The organism is Stenotrophomonas sp. Ste96 (genome assembly GCF_024519495.1).
Classification (GTDB): Bacteria; Pseudomonadota; Gammaproteobacteria; order Xanthomonadales; family Xanthomonadaceae; genus Stenotrophomonas; species Stenotrophomonas bentonitica_A.
The window spans coordinates 282,422-297,941 of the sequence record NZ_JALJRX010000001.1; the positions used below are offsets into that span (position 1 = coordinate 282,422).

15 protein-coding genes are annotated in these 15,520 nt (G+C 67.3%); 7 read left to right on the forward strand and 8 right to left on the reverse strand.

Going from position 1 to position 15,520, the window contains the following annotated elements; genetic code table 11:
* The first annotated feature begins 51 nt into the window (after positions 1-51).
* The 4 genes from OC373_RS01315 to OC373_RS01330 all read left to right on the forward strand — a co-directional run bounded on the left by OC373_RS01315 (position 52) and on the right by OC373_RS01330 (position 3,776).
* Entirely contained in the window at positions 52-1,209 is a 1,158-nt protein-coding gene (locus OC373_RS01315) for an ATP-binding protein (RefSeq protein WP_261996853.1), read from the forward strand.
* A complete protein-coding gene (locus tag OC373_RS01320; protein WP_019184164.1) occupies positions 1,202-1,570 on the forward strand; it encodes a response regulator in 369 nt (122 codons plus the stop codon). The genes OC373_RS01315 and OC373_RS01320 overlap by 8 nt, the downstream gene beginning before the upstream one ends.
* 112 nt (positions 1,571-1,682) lie before the next feature.
* On the forward strand, positions 1,683-3,467 hold the full coding sequence (locus tag OC373_RS01325) for an EAL domain-containing protein (protein ID WP_261996854.1): 1,785 nt from the start codon (positions 1,683-1,685) through the stop codon (positions 3,465-3,467).
* Between the two features lie 69 nt (positions 3,468-3,536).
* A complete protein-coding gene (locus OC373_RS01330; RefSeq protein ID WP_261996855.1) occupies positions 3,537-3,776 on the forward strand; it encodes a DUF1653 domain-containing protein in 240 nt (79 codons plus the stop codon).
* On the opposite strand, the gene OC373_RS01335 is transcribed toward OC373_RS01330, so the two are convergent.
* On the reverse strand, positions 3,773-4,300 hold the full coding sequence (locus OC373_RS01335; protein WP_261996856.1) for a hypothetical protein: 528 nt from the start codon (positions 4,298-4,300) through the stop codon (positions 3,773-3,775). The genes OC373_RS01330 and OC373_RS01335 overlap by 4 nt on opposite strands.
* 93 nt (positions 4,301-4,393) lie before the next feature.
* Positions 4,394-5,389 carry a GAF domain-containing protein gene (locus OC373_RS01340; protein WP_261996857.1) on the reverse strand — a complete coding sequence of 332 codons (996 nt, stop codon included), beginning with the start codon at positions 5,387-5,389 and terminating at the stop codon, positions 4,394-4,396.
* A 211-nt stretch (positions 5,390-5,600) separates the two neighbouring features.
* Here OC373_RS01340 and OC373_RS01345 point away from each other — a divergent pair, with 211 nt between their 5' ends.
* The 3 genes from OC373_RS01345 to OC373_RS01355 all read left to right on the forward strand — a co-directional run bounded on the left by OC373_RS01345 (position 5,601) and on the right by OC373_RS01355 (position 10,098).
* Positions 5,601-5,828: a hypothetical protein gene (locus OC373_RS01345; protein WP_046273396.1), complete on the forward strand. Its 228-nt coding sequence runs from the start codon at positions 5,601-5,603 to the stop codon at positions 5,826-5,828.
* Between the two features lie 163 nt (positions 5,829-5,991).
* Entirely contained in the window at positions 5,992-7,206 is a 1,215-nt protein-coding gene (locus tag OC373_RS01350) for an MFS transporter (RefSeq protein WP_019184168.1), read from the forward strand.
* Between the two features lie 144 nt (positions 7,207-7,350).
* A complete protein-coding gene (locus OC373_RS01355) occupies positions 7,351-10,098 on the forward strand; it encodes a UvrD-helicase domain-containing protein (protein ID WP_261996858.1) in 2,748 nt (915 codons plus the stop codon).
* Positions 10,099-10,114: 16 nt separating this feature from the next.
* On the opposite strand, the gene OC373_RS01360 is transcribed toward OC373_RS01355, so the two are convergent.
* The 6 genes from OC373_RS01360 to OC373_RS01385 are packed head-to-tail and all read right to left on the reverse strand — an operon-like array spanning position 10,115 to position 15,519.
* A complete protein-coding gene (locus OC373_RS01360) occupies positions 10,115-10,903 on the reverse strand; it encodes a CHAD domain-containing protein (RefSeq protein ID WP_261996859.1) in 789 nt (262 codons plus the stop codon).
* A gap of 55 nt (positions 10,904-10,958) precedes the next feature.
* Positions 10,959-12,899 (reverse strand): response regulator, encoded by a 1,941-nt coding sequence (locus OC373_RS01365; RefSeq protein ID WP_070425363.1) that lies wholly within the window; start codon positions 12,897-12,899, stop codon positions 10,959-10,961.
* Complete coding sequence (locus tag OC373_RS01370) at positions 12,886-13,746, reverse strand: ATP-binding protein (RefSeq protein ID WP_019184172.1); 861 nt, start codon at positions 13,744-13,746, stop codon at positions 12,886-12,888. Before OC373_RS01370 ends, OC373_RS01365 begins: the two co-directional genes overlap by 14 nt.
* Positions 13,743-14,759 (reverse strand): ATP-binding protein, encoded by a 1,017-nt coding sequence (locus OC373_RS01375; RefSeq protein WP_261996860.1) that lies wholly within the window; start codon positions 14,757-14,759, stop codon positions 13,743-13,745. Before OC373_RS01375 ends, OC373_RS01370 begins: the two co-directional genes overlap by 4 nt.
* Entirely contained in the window at positions 14,750-15,151 is a 402-nt protein-coding gene (locus tag OC373_RS01380) for an anti-sigma regulatory factor (protein WP_019184174.1), read from the reverse strand. Before OC373_RS01380 ends, OC373_RS01375 begins: the two co-directional genes overlap by 10 nt.
* A complete protein-coding gene (locus tag OC373_RS01385) occupies positions 15,148-15,519 on the reverse strand; it encodes an STAS domain-containing protein (RefSeq protein ID WP_261996861.1) in 372 nt (123 codons plus the stop codon). Before OC373_RS01385 ends, OC373_RS01380 begins: the two co-directional genes overlap by 4 nt.
* Position 15,520 lies beyond the last annotated feature (1 nt).

The window sequence follows — 15,520 nt, forward strand, 5'->3', positions numbered from 1 at the left end:
CACATCATGGCCCCTACGGTTCGGTCCCTTATCGGGGAGTCGATAACCGTCGTGGTCCAGGCCGTATCCAGCGTTGCACCGCTTGCCGACGAAAGCCGGCAGCTCAAGCTGTTGATCGACAACGTGAGCGATCACGCGATCTATCTGCTCGATACGCAGGGCAACATCTGCAGCTGGAACCGTGGCTGCGAGCGGGTCAAGGGCTATACCGCCGAGGCCGTGATCGGCAAGCATGTCGGCCTGTTCTATACCCCCGAGGATCAACAGCTGGGCGTGCCCCAGCAGGCGCTGGCGTATGCGCGTGACCATGGCCGCTTCGTCGGCGAGGGCTGGCGGGTGCGCTGCACTGGCGAGCGGTTCCGTGCCGGCGAGGTGATCGAGCCGGTCCGCGAAGACGGCTGCCTGCTCGGGTTCGTCAAGGTCACCCAGGATGTCACCGAGCGCTACCAGGCCCAGCGCCTGCTGCAGGATGCGCAGCGCGCGCATGTCCAGCAACGGCAGCTGGACAACGTGGGCCGGCTGACCCGCGGCCTGGCCCATGAATTCAACAACCTGCTGACCACCATCGGCAACGCACTGGACCTGATCGCCCTGCGCCCCGGCGCCGACGACCGCACCCAGGAGCTGGTGGACCTGGCCCAGGCCGCCGCCGACCGGGGCTCGCTGCTGACCCGCCAGCTGCTGGCGTTCTCGGCCGATCAGACCTTGGTGCGCGAGCCGGTGGTCGTGCAGGAGTTCCTGCTCGATGCCCTGCCCGTCCTGCGCCGCGCCTGCCCGGCCGGCATCGCGGTGCAGCTGGAATTGACGGCGGACCTGCCACCGATCGTCACCGATGGCGTACAGTTGCACAGCGCCGTGTTGAATCTGGTGCTCAATAGTGCCGAAGCGATGCCCCAGGGCGGCACGGTCACGATCACGGCCGAGGTCGAACAGCGACTGGCACCGGATCTGTCCCAGCCCATGCGCCGCCACTATGTCGCCATCGCGGTGACCGATGAGGGCGATGGTATGCCCCCGGACATCGCCGAGCGCGCCAGCGAGCCGTTTTTCACCACCAAGGAAGTCGGCAAGGGCAGCGGTCTGGGCCTGAGCCAGGTGTTTGGCTTCGTCTCGCAGTGCGACGGCTTCGTCGACGTACAAACCGCCCCCGGAAGGGGCACCACCGTCCGCCTGTTGTTACCTGTCATTGAGGAAGTCGAGCATGTCTGAGCCCCTACGCGTATTGATGGTCGAAGACCAGCAGGACCTGCGTGAACTGATCGGCCAGGCGTTGCAGGACTTCGGTATCGAAATCCACACGGCCGACGATGGTCCGACCGCCCTGCGCCTGATGCAGGACCCGGGTGGGTTCGATGTGGTGTTCAGCGATATCAGCATGCCCAACGGCATGAGCGGCGTGGAGCTCAGCGAGCACGTGGCCGACGTGCTGCCCAATGCGCGCATGATCCTGGCGTCTGGCTATGCGCGCTCGCAGCTGCCGCCACTGCCGGACCATGTCGAATTCCTGCCCAAGCCCTATCGCCTGCGCCAGTTGGTCACCTTGCTGCAGTCGCCGGACGCACCGCTCTGAGCCAGGGTTCCGCCCAGCCTGCGTGAACGCTTCATCCGCCTCGCCCCTGCTTCACACTGGTTCTGCATTGCCATCGTGATAGTAGCGATGAAGTCGGAACAGGGCGCGGTACATGCTGGACAGACGCAACGATGTTGACCGGATCGCGTTGATCGAAGCACTCAACGTGATGGACCCTGCGCTGGGCACGGCGCTGGACCCGATCACCGAACTGGCGGCCTTCACCTTCGGCGTGCCGATCGCGCTGGTGTCGATCTTCGATGCCGACCACCAGCACCTCATCTCGCGCGTGGGGCTGGCGCTGACCCGCAACGAACGGCATGCCTCGATCTGCGCGCACGCGCTGGGTTCCAGCCAGGTGCTGCAGATAGAGGATCTTCGCCAGGACCCACGCTTTGCCGGCAATGCGCTGGTCGCCGGCCCCGAGCAGCTGCGCTTCTATGCCGGTACGCCGCTGATCACCAAGGGCGGCGTCGCGCTGGGTACCCTGTGCATCATGGGGCGTGAGCCGCGGCGGCTCTCTGCCGAAGAGCAGGTGCAGTTGCAGACGCTCTCGCGCGTGGTGGTTGCGCAGATGGAACTGAAGATGTCGCTCGGCCGCCGTGATCAGGTCAGCGGCCTGCCCAACCGGCAGCAGTTCCAGGCCGACCTCACCTCCCTGTCCCGCCGCGGTGAAGGCCGGAGGTTCACGGCGGTGCTGCTGGATGTGTTCGACCTGCAGAGCGCCAACGACGCCGGCCAGGCCCTGGGCATGAAACCCGTGGAAACCCTGCTGCGCCAGGCGGCGCTGCGCGTGCAGGACGTGCTGCGTGATGTTACGCAGGTCTATCACGTGGGAGTGACCCGTTTCGCTTTCCTGCTGGCGGACCACTCGCATCACCAGACCGAGGGCCTGCTCGACCGCCTGCGCGTGCGCATGCGCCGGCCGCTGATGGCCGGCAGCATCCCGATGTCACCGCAGTTCCATGCCGGCGTCTGCGACTTCCGCGCGGTAAGCGAGGAGACCGCGGATCTGGTCCGCAAATGCCTGGTCGCCATGCATCATGCCCTGCAGACCGATGCCTGCCTGTGCTGGTATTCGCAGGAACGCGACGATGCCCTGCGCCGCCGTTACCGGTTGGCGTCCGATGCCGGACGCGGCCTGGCCCAGCACCAGTTCAGCCTGGTGTACCAGCCGCGCTTCGATCTGATCGATGGGCAGCCGGTGTCGGCCGAAGCCCTGCTGCGCTGGACCCATCCGATGCTGGGCCCGATCAGCCCGGGCGAATTCATCCCGGTGCTGGAGCGCACGGCGCTGATGCCCGCGCTAAGCCGCTGGGTCATCGATCACGCGCTGGCCCAGGCCGCGCACTGGCAGAAGACCGTGCCCGGCTTCAGCCTGTCCATCAATCTCTCCCCGCGCGACTTCGATGACCAGTGTGTGTGGAGCGTGCTGTCCGAGCGGCTGCATGCCTACGGCCTCGCCCCGGGCCTGATCGAAATCGAAATCACGGAAGGCCAGTGGCTCAACCACCATCCGGCGGCGCTGCCGCAGTTGCGTGAGATGGCGGCGGCCGGCGTGCGCATCGCGATCGACGACTTCGGCAGCGGCTACAGCAACTTCGGCTATCTCAGCGAGGTGCCGATCAGCCATATCAAGATCGACCAGACGCTGGTGACCGGGCTGGCGCGCTCACGCACCGCCCGGCTGAAGGTGGAAGCCATCATCAAGCTGGCCCGCCAGCTGGGCTACCGCACCGTGGCCGAAGGCGTGGAAAACGACGCCGAGCTTTCGCTGCTGCGGCTGTGGGGCTGCGATGAAGCGCAGGGCTACCAGCTGGCCCGGCCGATGCACCCCGACGCGGTGCTGCACCTGGTCAACGCCTGCCGCGCCGGCCCGTTGCCGGATGCCGGCTGACCCGACGGAACATCACCGCCAACCGGTGCGCGGGGCGATAATGGGCCGCCCGTCTTTGCTACCGCCGCCATGTCCGATCTTTCCCCGCTGCCCACCCTGCCGCTCGGCCACTACCGCCATTTCAAGGGCGGCAACTACGAGGTGATCGGAGTTGTACGCCACAGTGAAACGCTGGCGCCGATGGTGCTGTACCGGCCGCTGGATTCGGATGTCGGCCTGTGGGTGCGTCCGTACGAGATGTTCGTCGCACGGGTGGAGGTGGAGGGGCACTGGCGGGCGCGCTTTGCGCCGGTGGAGGCTGGGAACTAGGTGTGTTCGCAGGCCCAGGTGTTCCAGCCCTTCGCCCCGACATGTTTGAGGGTGATGAGACCCGTTTCTCCGTCGAGCTGACGACGCAGGCAGAAGCGCGCAGAATGAAACATCGTCGGGTCTGTGCCCTTGGTGCGCTCGAGTTTCATGACGACCTCGTAAGGCACCCCGACGCGCAGCGGCTGCAGCGGTTTCCGCGCGGCGCTGCCTTGCGCATCGCCGAAGAGGAGGCATCCGTCGGGATCCAGTGGACGAGGCTCACTCCATGGATATTCATCCAGCCAGACTGGGACAGTGCTCGAACGTTCCAGATCGAAGACGCTGATCGATTCCAGCTTCACTACCCGCTTCAGACGGCGAAGCTCGGCAGCCGGCAGACCGAAACAGGCGCTTCCCTCCATCCAGCGCACGTCGATGGTGCCTCTGCGGGAGTACGCCTCCACAGACGGGGTTGCAAGAGAAAAGAAGACGGTCAGCAAGGAAGCCACGACGCGCGGACGGGTGCATGACAAAACGTGCGACATCAGAGGCGCTGCTTCAGAGGGCCTTGCAGTCTAGCCAGAGGTTTCAGCATTGGGGCTGTCGCGTCGTGCCACGTCGGGAATGGCCCGTTTGTTTCAGCCCGCCACAGCCCGCGCCCCGTCCACCAGCGCACGCAACTGCGTGGTCACCGCGCGGAACTGCTCCGGCAGCGCGGCCGCGTCGAGCGCGTCCACCTGACGCGAAAGCACCGACAGCGCCTCGGCCATGCTGATCACCGGCTGCCCTGCCCCGGCCGGCGCATCCTGCACATCCAGCTGCGCGCCGATCAGCCCCGCCAGCACCTCGAAGCCTTTCACCGTCGCGGCGTCGAGTCTGGAAGGATTGGGATCCAACGCGCACAGCGTGCCGTGGAAGCCACCATCGCGGCGGAACATGGGGACCGAGATGTAGCTCTCGAACCCATACAGCGCGGGCGTGGGATGGCTGGAGAACACCGGATGGGTGCTGGCCTGGTCGAACTGGACCAGATGGCGATGCTCGCGTATCTCATCGCAGATGGTGGTCTCCAGCACCAGGTCATCGCCCGGGCGCAGACCGAAATCCAGACGATCATGCACGGCGCAGGCGGTCCACCGATCGGCGGTGACACGGGCCACCGCAACGAACCGCATGCCGGTCATCGCACTCGCCAACTCCAGCATGCCCGGCACGGCCGGCATCGCAAGCAGTGCGGCCACGTCGTCCAGGCGCGGATCCGTGGCATGGGCCAAGGACGCCGCAGGCGCGCTGCCCGGACCATCGTCATCCAGCGGGTTTTCCATCGCGGCGAGGCGGCGGTCCAGCGCTTTCGCGTTGACCTCGTTGAACAGGCCACGCACCGAGGCCGACAACGCCCTGGCATCGGTGATCGCACCCACGAAATGGAGGCCCTGCCCGACCAGGCGGATCTGCTCGACGCCGTGATCCAGCCGCAATGATGGCCACGCCAGGCGGTGCAGGATGCGCAGCCAGTCAGCGCGCGGGGTGTCATCCAGCAGCGCGGTGACAATCACCCGCTGCGAACGGGTCCCCGCCTGTGGGCCGGGCAGATCGAAACCGATAAGGGCAGGAAAGCCTGGACTGGAAGACATCGCAACCTCTCTGGCGGCATCGCGCAGCCATCGACGGGTGGCCTTGAAGCGAAATTGTCGCATGAATGGGCGAGACTGGCCGTGATCGACTAGTGATATTTCGTCGCCGCCCACCGGCCAATGCCGCTGGGCGCCCAATGCGGCCCTGGTCCAAAAGGCTGCGGCTATCATTGAGGTGATCAACCACCTCTCAACGACAAGGAAGTAAGACATGGGTCCTGCGGGTTCAGGGTTTTCGCTGTTGGTCGCGCTCATCGGCGCGCTGCTCGGGTTGTTGTGGCTGTTCGTTCCGTTTGCCATCTTCGGTATTAAGGGGCTGCTGCAACAGATCGTGGCCGAACAACGGCGCACCAATGAGATCCTCAGCCGCGTGCACGGCGAGCGCCTTCCGCCGGCGGCGCCCGAGCCGCAGCCGTTCAGGGCGCGGCCGTATCCGTGAAAAGGCGGCGATAGCCAAACGCGGCGGGCCTGTCCGCACGCTGCGGTAGGCCGCTCACGGGGCAGCGCGCACCAGGCAGATCCAGCGTTCCATGGGCCCGGCTGATTAATGCTGCGTCGCAGCAGTACAATGCCGCGCTTCCCCGTTCGACGCCGCCGCCTGCATGAGCTCCTCCTCCGTCCCTCTGGCCGCCCGGCTCTCGCCGCGCGAGCGCACCCTGATCCTGCTGGCCTTGTCGCTGGGCGGCTTTGCCATCGGCACCAGTGAGTTTGCCAGCATGGGCCTGATGCTGGAGATCAGCCGCGGGCTGTCGATCAGCGAAACCCAGGTCGGCCACCTGATCAGCGCCTATGCCATCGGCGTGGTGGTCGGCGCCCCGGTCCTGGCCTTTGCCGGCGCCGGCTTCGCGCGCCGCAACCTGCTGCTGGCGCTGATGGGCTTCTACGCCATCGGCAATCTGGCCAGCGCGCTGGCGCCCAACTACGGCACGATGCTGCTGGCGCGCTTCGTCGCCGGGCTGCCGCATGGCGCCTACTTCGGCGTGGCGATGCTGGTGGCGGCGGCAATCAGCCCGCCGGCGCAGCGTGGCGCGGCGGTGTCCAAAGTGCTGCTCGGCCTCTCCGTGGCGATCCTGGTCGGCAATCCGCTCACCACCTGGCTCGGCCAGCAGGTCAGCTGGCGCACCGCGTTCGCCCTGGTCAGCGTGCTGGCGATCGCCACCGTGGCGATGATCGCGCGCTTCCTGCTGCCCGATCCGGATGAGGTGCGTACCTCGCCGATGCGCGAACTGCGTGCCTTCAATCGTCCCCAGGTGTGGCTGGCACTGGCGATCGGTTCGGTCGGCTTCGCCGGCATGTTCTGCGTGTTCACCTATCTCGCCCCCACGCTGGTGCAGGTCACCGGCCTGGCCGAATCGTGGATGCCGCTGGCCGTGGGCATCTTCGGCATCGGCGCGATCATCGGCAACGTCGCCGGTGGCTGGCTGGTGGACCGCTTCCAGTTCCGCGCCGCCGCCGTCGTGCTGGTCTGGTCGATCCTGGTGCTGCTGGCCTTCCCGCTGGCCGCGCAATCGGTGTGGAGCGTGTTCCCGATGATCATTGCGGTCGGCACCATGGGCGCCCTGGCGGCCGTGCTGCAGACCCGCCTGATGGACGTGGCCGGCGAAGCGCAGACGCTCGCCGCCGCCTCCAACCATGCCGCGTTCAATACCGCCAACGCACTGGGCCCGTGGTTCGGTGGCATGGCCATAGGCGCCGGCTTCAGCCCCGCGGTGACCGGTTACGTTGGCGCTGCCACCGCGCTGGGCGGGCTGCTGCTGTGGTGCGTGGCGATGCTGGTGGACCGCCGCGCGCGCAGCGTGCCGGTGCTGCAGCAGTAGGCGCGCGCCCCGAACCACCGCTCGATCCGAATCCCCGCCCAGGCGGGGATTTTTTTTATTTCCCCTATCATGGGCATCCGATCAAACCGCGCCACCCATGCTGTTCCGGCCACGGCCGCAACGCGGGCCGCACCTGGAACACCGATGACGTACGAATGGGCCCCGAGCGACTGGGGCCAACGCCTCACGCGATCGCCGCACTGGCGCCTGCGCCTGGAAGACGACCAGCTGCTACTGACCATTGACGGTCATCGGTACCACGCGCCGCTGGATGCACTGCAGGTGTACCCGCGCCTGCCCTGGGCACGGCTGAGCCTCCATCGTGAAGGGCACCCACCGTTGATCCTCGGCGGCCTGCCCGCTGCGGCCGCGCGCTTGCTGGTGTCGGCCCTGGAGGAGCGAAGCGGCAAGCAACGCCAGCGCGACCATGTGGCCTTGTTCAAGCAGTCCTACACCGCCATCCAGCACTGGCTCGCCCAGGTGCAGGCGGCTACCGATCTGGCCGACGAGGAATCGCTGTGGCTGACCTGCGAGCAGCAGCAGGCACTGCTGCAGGCACGCCCCACCCTGCCCCTGGATGAGGACGCGCTGTGGACGGTGTTCGATGATGCCGACCTGCGCAGCCAGCTCGATGGCGACCCGGCCGCGATCGAAGAAGCGCTGATGCTGTGGCTGGCCGACTGGCCAACGATGTGGGCGCGCCGCAATGAGGTCCATCAGGCGCGCGAACGGGTCGCCAGCCGTGCGTTGCTGGACCGCGTCGAAAGCCGGCCACTCACCGATGAGCAGGCCCGCGCAGTGATCTGCTTCGACAACCGCGTCCAGGTGGTGGCCGCAGCAGGTTCGGGCAAAACCTCCACGATGGTCGCCAAGGCGGCGTACGCCATCGAACGCGGGCTGGTCGCGCCCGAGCGCATCGTCATGCTCGCCTTCAACAAGGAAGCTGCCACCGAGCTGCAGGCCCGTGCGGACCGCGCGTTCCAGCGCCTCGGCCTGGATCAGGTGCGGGTGGAAGCGCGCACCTTCCATGCGCTGGGCCGGCACATCATCGCCCAGGCCACCGGCCGGATGCCGCAGGTGCCGGACTGGGCGGTCGATGCCACCCAGGGTTTCCATCGGTTGGCCGAGATCATCGACCAGCTCAAGGACCGTTCGCTCGCCTTCCGTACCCAGTGGGACATGTTCCGGCTGGTGTTCGGCCGTGACCTGCCAGTCACCGGCGGGTCGCTGGAGGCCGAGGAGTGGGACAAGGATGGCCAGGGGTATGTGCGCACCCTGCAGGGCGAGCGCGTGCATAGCATCGAAGCGTGCGTGATCGCCGACTGGCTGTTCTACAACGGCGTGGCGTACACCTATGCACGCCGCGATGCATTCGATGCCGGGACCGATGCGTACCGCCAGTACCGCCCGGATTTCCATTACCCCGGCATTGCGCTGTATCACGACCACCTCGCCCCGGCGGGACACGACCGCGCGCCCGTGCCTCGCGCTGGCGAGCCGGGCGCCCGCGAGGGCATCGAGCGGATCGAGACCACCCCGCTGCAGTTGCGCACCGGCGAACTGTTCGTGCGGTTGGGCGAGGCCTTGTCGCAGCGCGGTATCGAACTGGACCCGAATCCCGACCGCGACCTGCCCGAGGGCGGTGCGACGCCGATGCCGGACAGCGACCTGATCGGCCTGGTCCGTACCTTCATCAGCCACGCCAAGAGCAACGCGCTGCACGTGGAGGACATGGTCGAGCGCCTGCGCCGCCTGCCCGACGATCACTTCAAGCACCGCTACCGCCTCTTCCTCACGCTGATCGTCCCGATCCTGGAAGGCTGGGACGATGCGCTGGTGGCCGAGGGCGGGATCGATTTCGAAGACATGCTCAACCAGGCCGCCGAGCACCTCGAACAGGGGCGCTACGTCGCTCCCTTCGATCTGGTCATGGCCGATGAATTCCAGGATGCCTCGCGCGCCCGTGCGCGGCTGTGCCGGGCACTGGTGCAGGCACCGGGAAAACACCTGTTCGCGGTCGGTGACGACTGGCAGTCGATCAATCGCTTTGCCGGCGCGGACGTGTCGGTGATGACCGGCTTCGTGGACTGGTTCGGTCAGGGCCAGGTGCTCAAGCTGGAGCAGACGTTCCGCTGCCCGCAGGCGCTGTGCGATGTGTCCAGTGCCTTCGTATCCCGCAACCCTGCGCAGATCCCGAAGGACGTCCAGTCGGTCACGCCGGCGTACGGCGCGGTGCTGCAGGCCTACCAGGTCGCCTCGCGCGACCGGCTGGCCGGAGCGGTCGAGCAGTATCTGGAGCGACTGCACCAGCAGCTGCTGTCCGGCCAGGTGCCGCCCGGCCGCGATGGCAAGGTCACGGTGTTCGTACTCGGCCGCTACAACGCAGACCGCGCGATGCTGTCGGCCACGTGGCGGGCACGGCATGGGCAACACATGGAGGTCAGCTTCCTCACCGCGCACCGCTCCAAAGGCATGGAGGCGGACTATGTGATCCTGCCCGGCATGCTGGACCGGCGCTTTCCCAATACCCGCGCCGATGATCCCGTGCTCGCGCTGGCGATGCCGGACAGCGATGCGTATCCGCTGGGCGAAGAACGCCGCCTGTTCTACGTAGCGCTGACGCGCGCGCGCCGCTCGGTGGCGATGTTCACCGTGCAGGGTCGGCGCTCGGCCTTCCTGACCGAGCTGGTCAATGACGGTGCGGTGCGCGTCACCTCGATGGCGGGTGAGACCATCCACGAGCAGGCCTGCCCAGCCTGCAGGGTGGGCGTGATCATGCCGCGCACCGGGCCGTATGGCGCGTTCCAGTCGTGCTCGGGGTATCCGCGGTGCGAGTACAAGCCGCCGAAGGTGGGGGGACACCCGGGCGTGCGTACCTTCGCGGGGGCCTGAGCGGCGCGCACATGGCTCAGCCCAGCGCAACCACCCCCTCCGCATCCATCTGCGCGAGCAGTGCACGGCGGCCCTCCACACCCGGCATCACCCGCACCAGGTTGCGCAGCATCCGTAGGTCCTGCTGCCAGCCCAGCTGATCGCCCAGCGTGTGCAGTGCCCGCGCCTGTCGGCCCGGGCTACTGCGCTTGATCGAGGCAGCCAGCGCGCTGTCCAGCGTTGGCAGTGCTTCCAGCTGCATGCGCAGGCGGCGTACCCGCCGGCGCCAGCGGTGCAGATCCTCGGTATCGCGGCTGCGTGCGGCGCGCTTTTCCGCCTTGGCGGTACGCCGCTCACTACGCGCCAGTCCCTTGCGCAGGTCACGCCTTGCAAGGGACTCCCATGGCTGGCCCTGGAGATCCCGCACGATACGTCCCAGTGCCGCGTGGCGGCGTGCAAACGCCGGGTCGCGTGCGAGCGCCTGGGCCAGGCGTGCGTCGCGGCGCACCGTCAGCCGTCTGCCGACCTCCGCCCATGGCAGGGCGGGCTGCTGCGCGGCCAGGCGCTGGCAGGTGTCCACCACCACGTGGGCATCGCGCAATGCCGACAGCCCTTGCCCGAGGCGCCGCAGGGCCGCATCGGCCTGGCCTGTCTCAAAATGGCTGTTCTCCAGCAGTGCGAGCAGCGCGCGAAGGCGGCGGATGGTCTTGCGCGCGCGATGCACGGCATCGTGGACATCGGGTTGGGGCGAAAGCGCCTCGGCGATGGCCGTGCACTCACGCGCCGCCAGTGCGCGGGCGGCCGGGCCGATTGCGGGTGGCGACATGGTGGTTTCCCCCGGAGGCGTCGGGGGATTGTACCCAGGCTGCGGGCGAAGCCTGTCAGCCCGGGTTGAACATCTGCCGCACGCCCCGCAGCAGTTCGTTGACACTGAACGGCTTGGGCAGCAGGGACATCCCCTGCCCGAGGAATTCATTGCGGACAGCGGCGCTTTCCGTATAGCCGGTGACGAACAGCACCGGCAGGTGCGGCCGCAGGGCCCGGGCCGCATCGGCAAGCTCGCGGCCGTTCATGCCGGGCAGGCCGACGTCGGACAGCAGCAGGTCCAGCTCACGGTCCGAATGCAGTTCCAGCAGCGCCTGCTGCGCGTTGATGGCCTCGACCACCTGGTATCCGGCTTCGACCAGCATCTCCCGGACCATCATCCGCACCGAATCGGTATCGTCCACCAGCAGGATGCGTTCGGCGCTGCCACGGGGCAGCTGTGCCGGTACCGATGCCTGGGCGACCGGCTGAAGCTGGCCCTCCGGCAGCAGCAGCTCGATTTCCGTCCCCTCGCCACGCTCGCTGGCGATGCGTGCGCTGCCACCGGACTGACGCGCGAACCCGTAGGTCATCGACAACCCCAACCCGGTGCCCTCGCCCTGCGGCTTGGTCGTGAAGAACGGCTCGAACACCTTGGTCAGCAGCTCGGTGGGAATGCCCACGCCGTTGTCCAGGACGGTGACCGTGATGTAGTGGCCCGGGGCCAGCTCATGGTCACGTTCGATCTGCGCACGCCCGGCGCGGATGCGGATCAGGCCTTGGCCGGCCAGCGCATCGCGGGCGTTGATGACCAGGTTGAGGATCACGTTCTCGAACTGGTTCGGGTCGGCCACCGCGATCAACGGCTCCGGGCCCAGCTCCAGTTCAAGCTCGATGTTCTCCCCGATCGAGCGCTGCAGCATGTCTTCCAGCGAGCGCACCCGCGCAACGACGTCGAAGGTCTGCGGGTCCAGCGGTTGTTTGCGCGCGAAGGCCAGCATGCGCTGGGTCAGCGCCGCGGCACGGTGTGCCGAGCCGGTGGCGATCTCGACGTAGCGCGAGGCCTTGTCCCATTTACCGCTGGAGGCGGCGATCTCGATCATGTCCAACCCGGAGATGATCGTGGTCAGCAGGTTGTTGAAATCATGCGCGATGCCGCCGGTGAGCTGGCCGAGCGCATCCATCTTCTGCGCCTGCATCAGCTCGATCTCGGTGCGCTCGCGCTCGGCGATCTGGAAGGCCAGTTCGGACGTGGCGCTTTCCAGCTCCTGGCGCTGCTCGTTGGCACGCGCATGGTGCTCGGTCGTGTCTTCGATCAGCACCAGCCCCTGGCCAGCGGCCTGATAGGGAGTCACCCGCCACTCGGTCATGCGGATCGCACCGCCGACGCGAAGGCTGAAGGTTCCCTGCCAGCGCTCGCCCTCGGCGAGGGCGACCTTCAACGCACTCAGCGGCGCGGCCTGATCCTGAAGCAGCTGATCGAGTTGGCCCGGACCGATCTGCTGGCCCAGCAGACGGGTGAACGCGTCGTTGGCGTCGTGCGCGTTGAGGTCGGCATCGAGCACCGCGATGGGCGCATTGATATGGCGGAAGATTTCGCGGAAGCGCGCTTCAGTCTCGCGCAGCGCTTCCTCCGCGCGGCGGGCGCGCAGCAGGCTGCGCAGCGTGGCCAGCAGCACATCCGGGTCCACCGGATGGATCAGATAGGCATCGGCGCCCGCGTTGAGGCCGGTGATCATGTCGCCGGTCGCGATCGAAGCCGCCGAGACGTGCACCACCGGCAGCAGCTGCAGGCGTGCGTTCTCGCGCAGCTGGCGGACCACATCGAAGCCACTCATGTCCGGCAGGTTCACATCCAGCACCAGCGCATCGAAATCATGCTCGGCCAGGCGCTCCAGCCCCTCCCCGCCGGTACCGGCTTCCTCGACATGGAACCCGTGATGCTCGAGCACCCGGCGCACCGCATAGCGGGTCGCTACGTTGTCGTCCACCACCAGGATGCGATCAGGGTTCGCCATTCGCGGCCTCCGTGGCCAAGGTCAGCGGCAACACCACATAGAAGTCCGAGCCTGCGCCGATTTCACTTTCGACCCCGACGTGCCCACCCAGCAGCTCGGCAAAGCGCTTGCACAGTGACAACCCCAGCCCGGTGCCGCGCAGCCGTTTCTGCAGCGGTGTATCCACCTGCACGAAATCCTCGAACAGGGTGGACTGCAGTTCGGCGGGGATGCCGATGCCGGTATCGCGCACGCTGAAGCGCACGGCGCTCTCCCCTTCCAACCGGGTCGACACCACCACCTGCCCATTGGGCGTGAACTTCAGTGCGTTGGAAATGAAGTTGCGCAGGATCTGCGCCAGCTTCTTGTCGTCGGTGTACAGCAACGGCATCACCGGCGGATCTTCGAACACCAGGTCCACCTGGTTGCCTTCCACCAGCGGGCGGAACATGCCACGCAGGGCCGAGAACAGGTCCATCAGGTCGAACCAGGCCGGTGAAATGGTGATCCGCCCGGCCTCGATCTTGGCCAGGTCCAACAGGTCGTCCACCATCTCGCGCAGCTCGCTGGTGGAGGCGCTGATGAAGCGCACCTGGCGGCGCTGCTCGTCGGTCAGCGGGCCGTCCATGCCGTCTTCCAGCAGCCGCGTCATGCTCAGGATCGAGCCCAGCGGCGTGCGGAACTCATGACTCATGTATGACAGGAACCGGCTCTTCAGCTCGGAGACCTCGCGCAGCTGCTCGGCCTGCTGGTCCAGCTCGGCATACAGCGCGAGCACGCCCTGGTTGGTTTCATCCAACTCGGCACGCAGCGCATCGGCTTCCAGGCGCAGCCGCTGCAGTTCCTCATCATTGGGGGTGACGCTCAATGCAGATCTCCAAGACGCAGGGCAACAATGCCGGCGTCATCCCGGCCACGATCAAAATCACGCTGCAGCACCGCCACGATCACTGCTGGATGACGGTGGAACAGGCCGGGGTAATCACGCAGGCTCCAACGCGCCTGTAGTCCATCGCTGTGCATGACCAGCAGCGTGCCTGTGGCCGCGTGAAAATGGAATGGTTGTGCCTTGCGGTACTGCACACCGACGATCCCCGGGTGCGAGGCCAGCCCACGCGAACTCGTGGGCTCGCACAGGCTGGCGGCGATGTTGCCGATGCCGGCGAACTCCACCTGGCCCGTCGCCACATCCGCGCAGGCCACCGCTGCCGCGCCCCCCCGGGTGCCGGACATACCCGCATGCAGCACGCCGATCAACGCCGGTGCACCGCCCGCGGCAGAATGCGCGACCGCATCCACACCGGCCCACGCAGCATCGGCCGCAGGAAGCCCGTGGCCGAGGCCATCGATCACCGTCAGCGACACGGTCCGTGCGTCTGCGCGGATATGCCATGCATCGCCGCAGGCCAGCTCGTGGCGCATCGGCAGGCGCAGGGCGCCGTAAGCCACGTCGATGTCGCGCGGGGTGCGGCTGGCGTAGATCCGCGCCACGACCACCGCCCCCTTGGCATCGGACCAGGCATCGAGCACGCTGGCCTGGCGCTGGATCGCGCCCAGCCCGAGGCCCTGGGTGCCGCCGGTCGAATACCCGTCCGGAAGGCACTCGGCCAGGGAAAAGCCCGGGCCGGTGTCCACGGTGCACAGCTCCACCCCGTTGCCGCCCCGGCCACAGACCACGGACAGGTACATGCGGCCACCGCGCCCATGTTTGAGCACGTTGGTCGCCATTTCGGTCGCCACCAGCGCCGCGCGGCCGGCGTCCATTTCATCCAGGCCGACATGATCGGCCAGTGCCAGCGCTTCGCGTCGCGCCTGTCCGACCTGTGAGGTTTCTTCGACCACCACGACCCGCGTTACCTGGCCTGCGAAGTTCAGCTCCATTTGGTGATCGTGATGCGGGTGCCCTGCCCCGGCGCACTCTCCAGCTCGAATTCATCCACCAGCCGGCGCGAGCCGGACAGCCCCAGGCCCATGCCCGAGCCGGACGACCAGCCATCGGTCAGCGCCTGCGCGACATCCGGGATGCCCGGCCCGTTGTCGGCGAAGACCAGCCGCACGCCCTTGCGCAGCCCCTTCTCGACCACGTCCCAGTCCATCGTCCCGCCGCCACCGTAGATCACGGCGTTGCGGGCCAGCTCACTGGCGGCAGTAACCAGCTTGGTCTGGTCGATCAGGCGCAGCTTGCAGGCCACGCACACCTGGCGCGCGGCCTGGCGGGCCAGCACCACATCCTGCTCGATGCGGATCGGCAGCGAACCACTGTTGGCACTCATGAGGCCGCTTCGTCTTCGTCGGTGCGCTGCAGCAGCTTCATCCCGCGCTCCACGTTGAGTGCGGTGCGCACGCCGCTGAGGGTGAGGCCGAGCTCCACCAGCGTGATCGCCACGGCCGGCTGCATGCCCACCACCACCGTGGTGGCATCCATGATCCGGGCCAGCGACGAAATGGTCGCGATCATGCGGCCGATGAAGGAATCGACGATATCCAGCGCGGAAATATCGATCAGCACGCCGCGCGCGGAGGTGTTGCGGATCTTCTCGGTGAGGTCATCCTGCAGGGTCAGCGCGAGCTGATCGTGCATGTCCACCTGGATGGTCACCAGCAGCAGATCGCCCATCTGCAGGATCGGGATGCGTTCCATC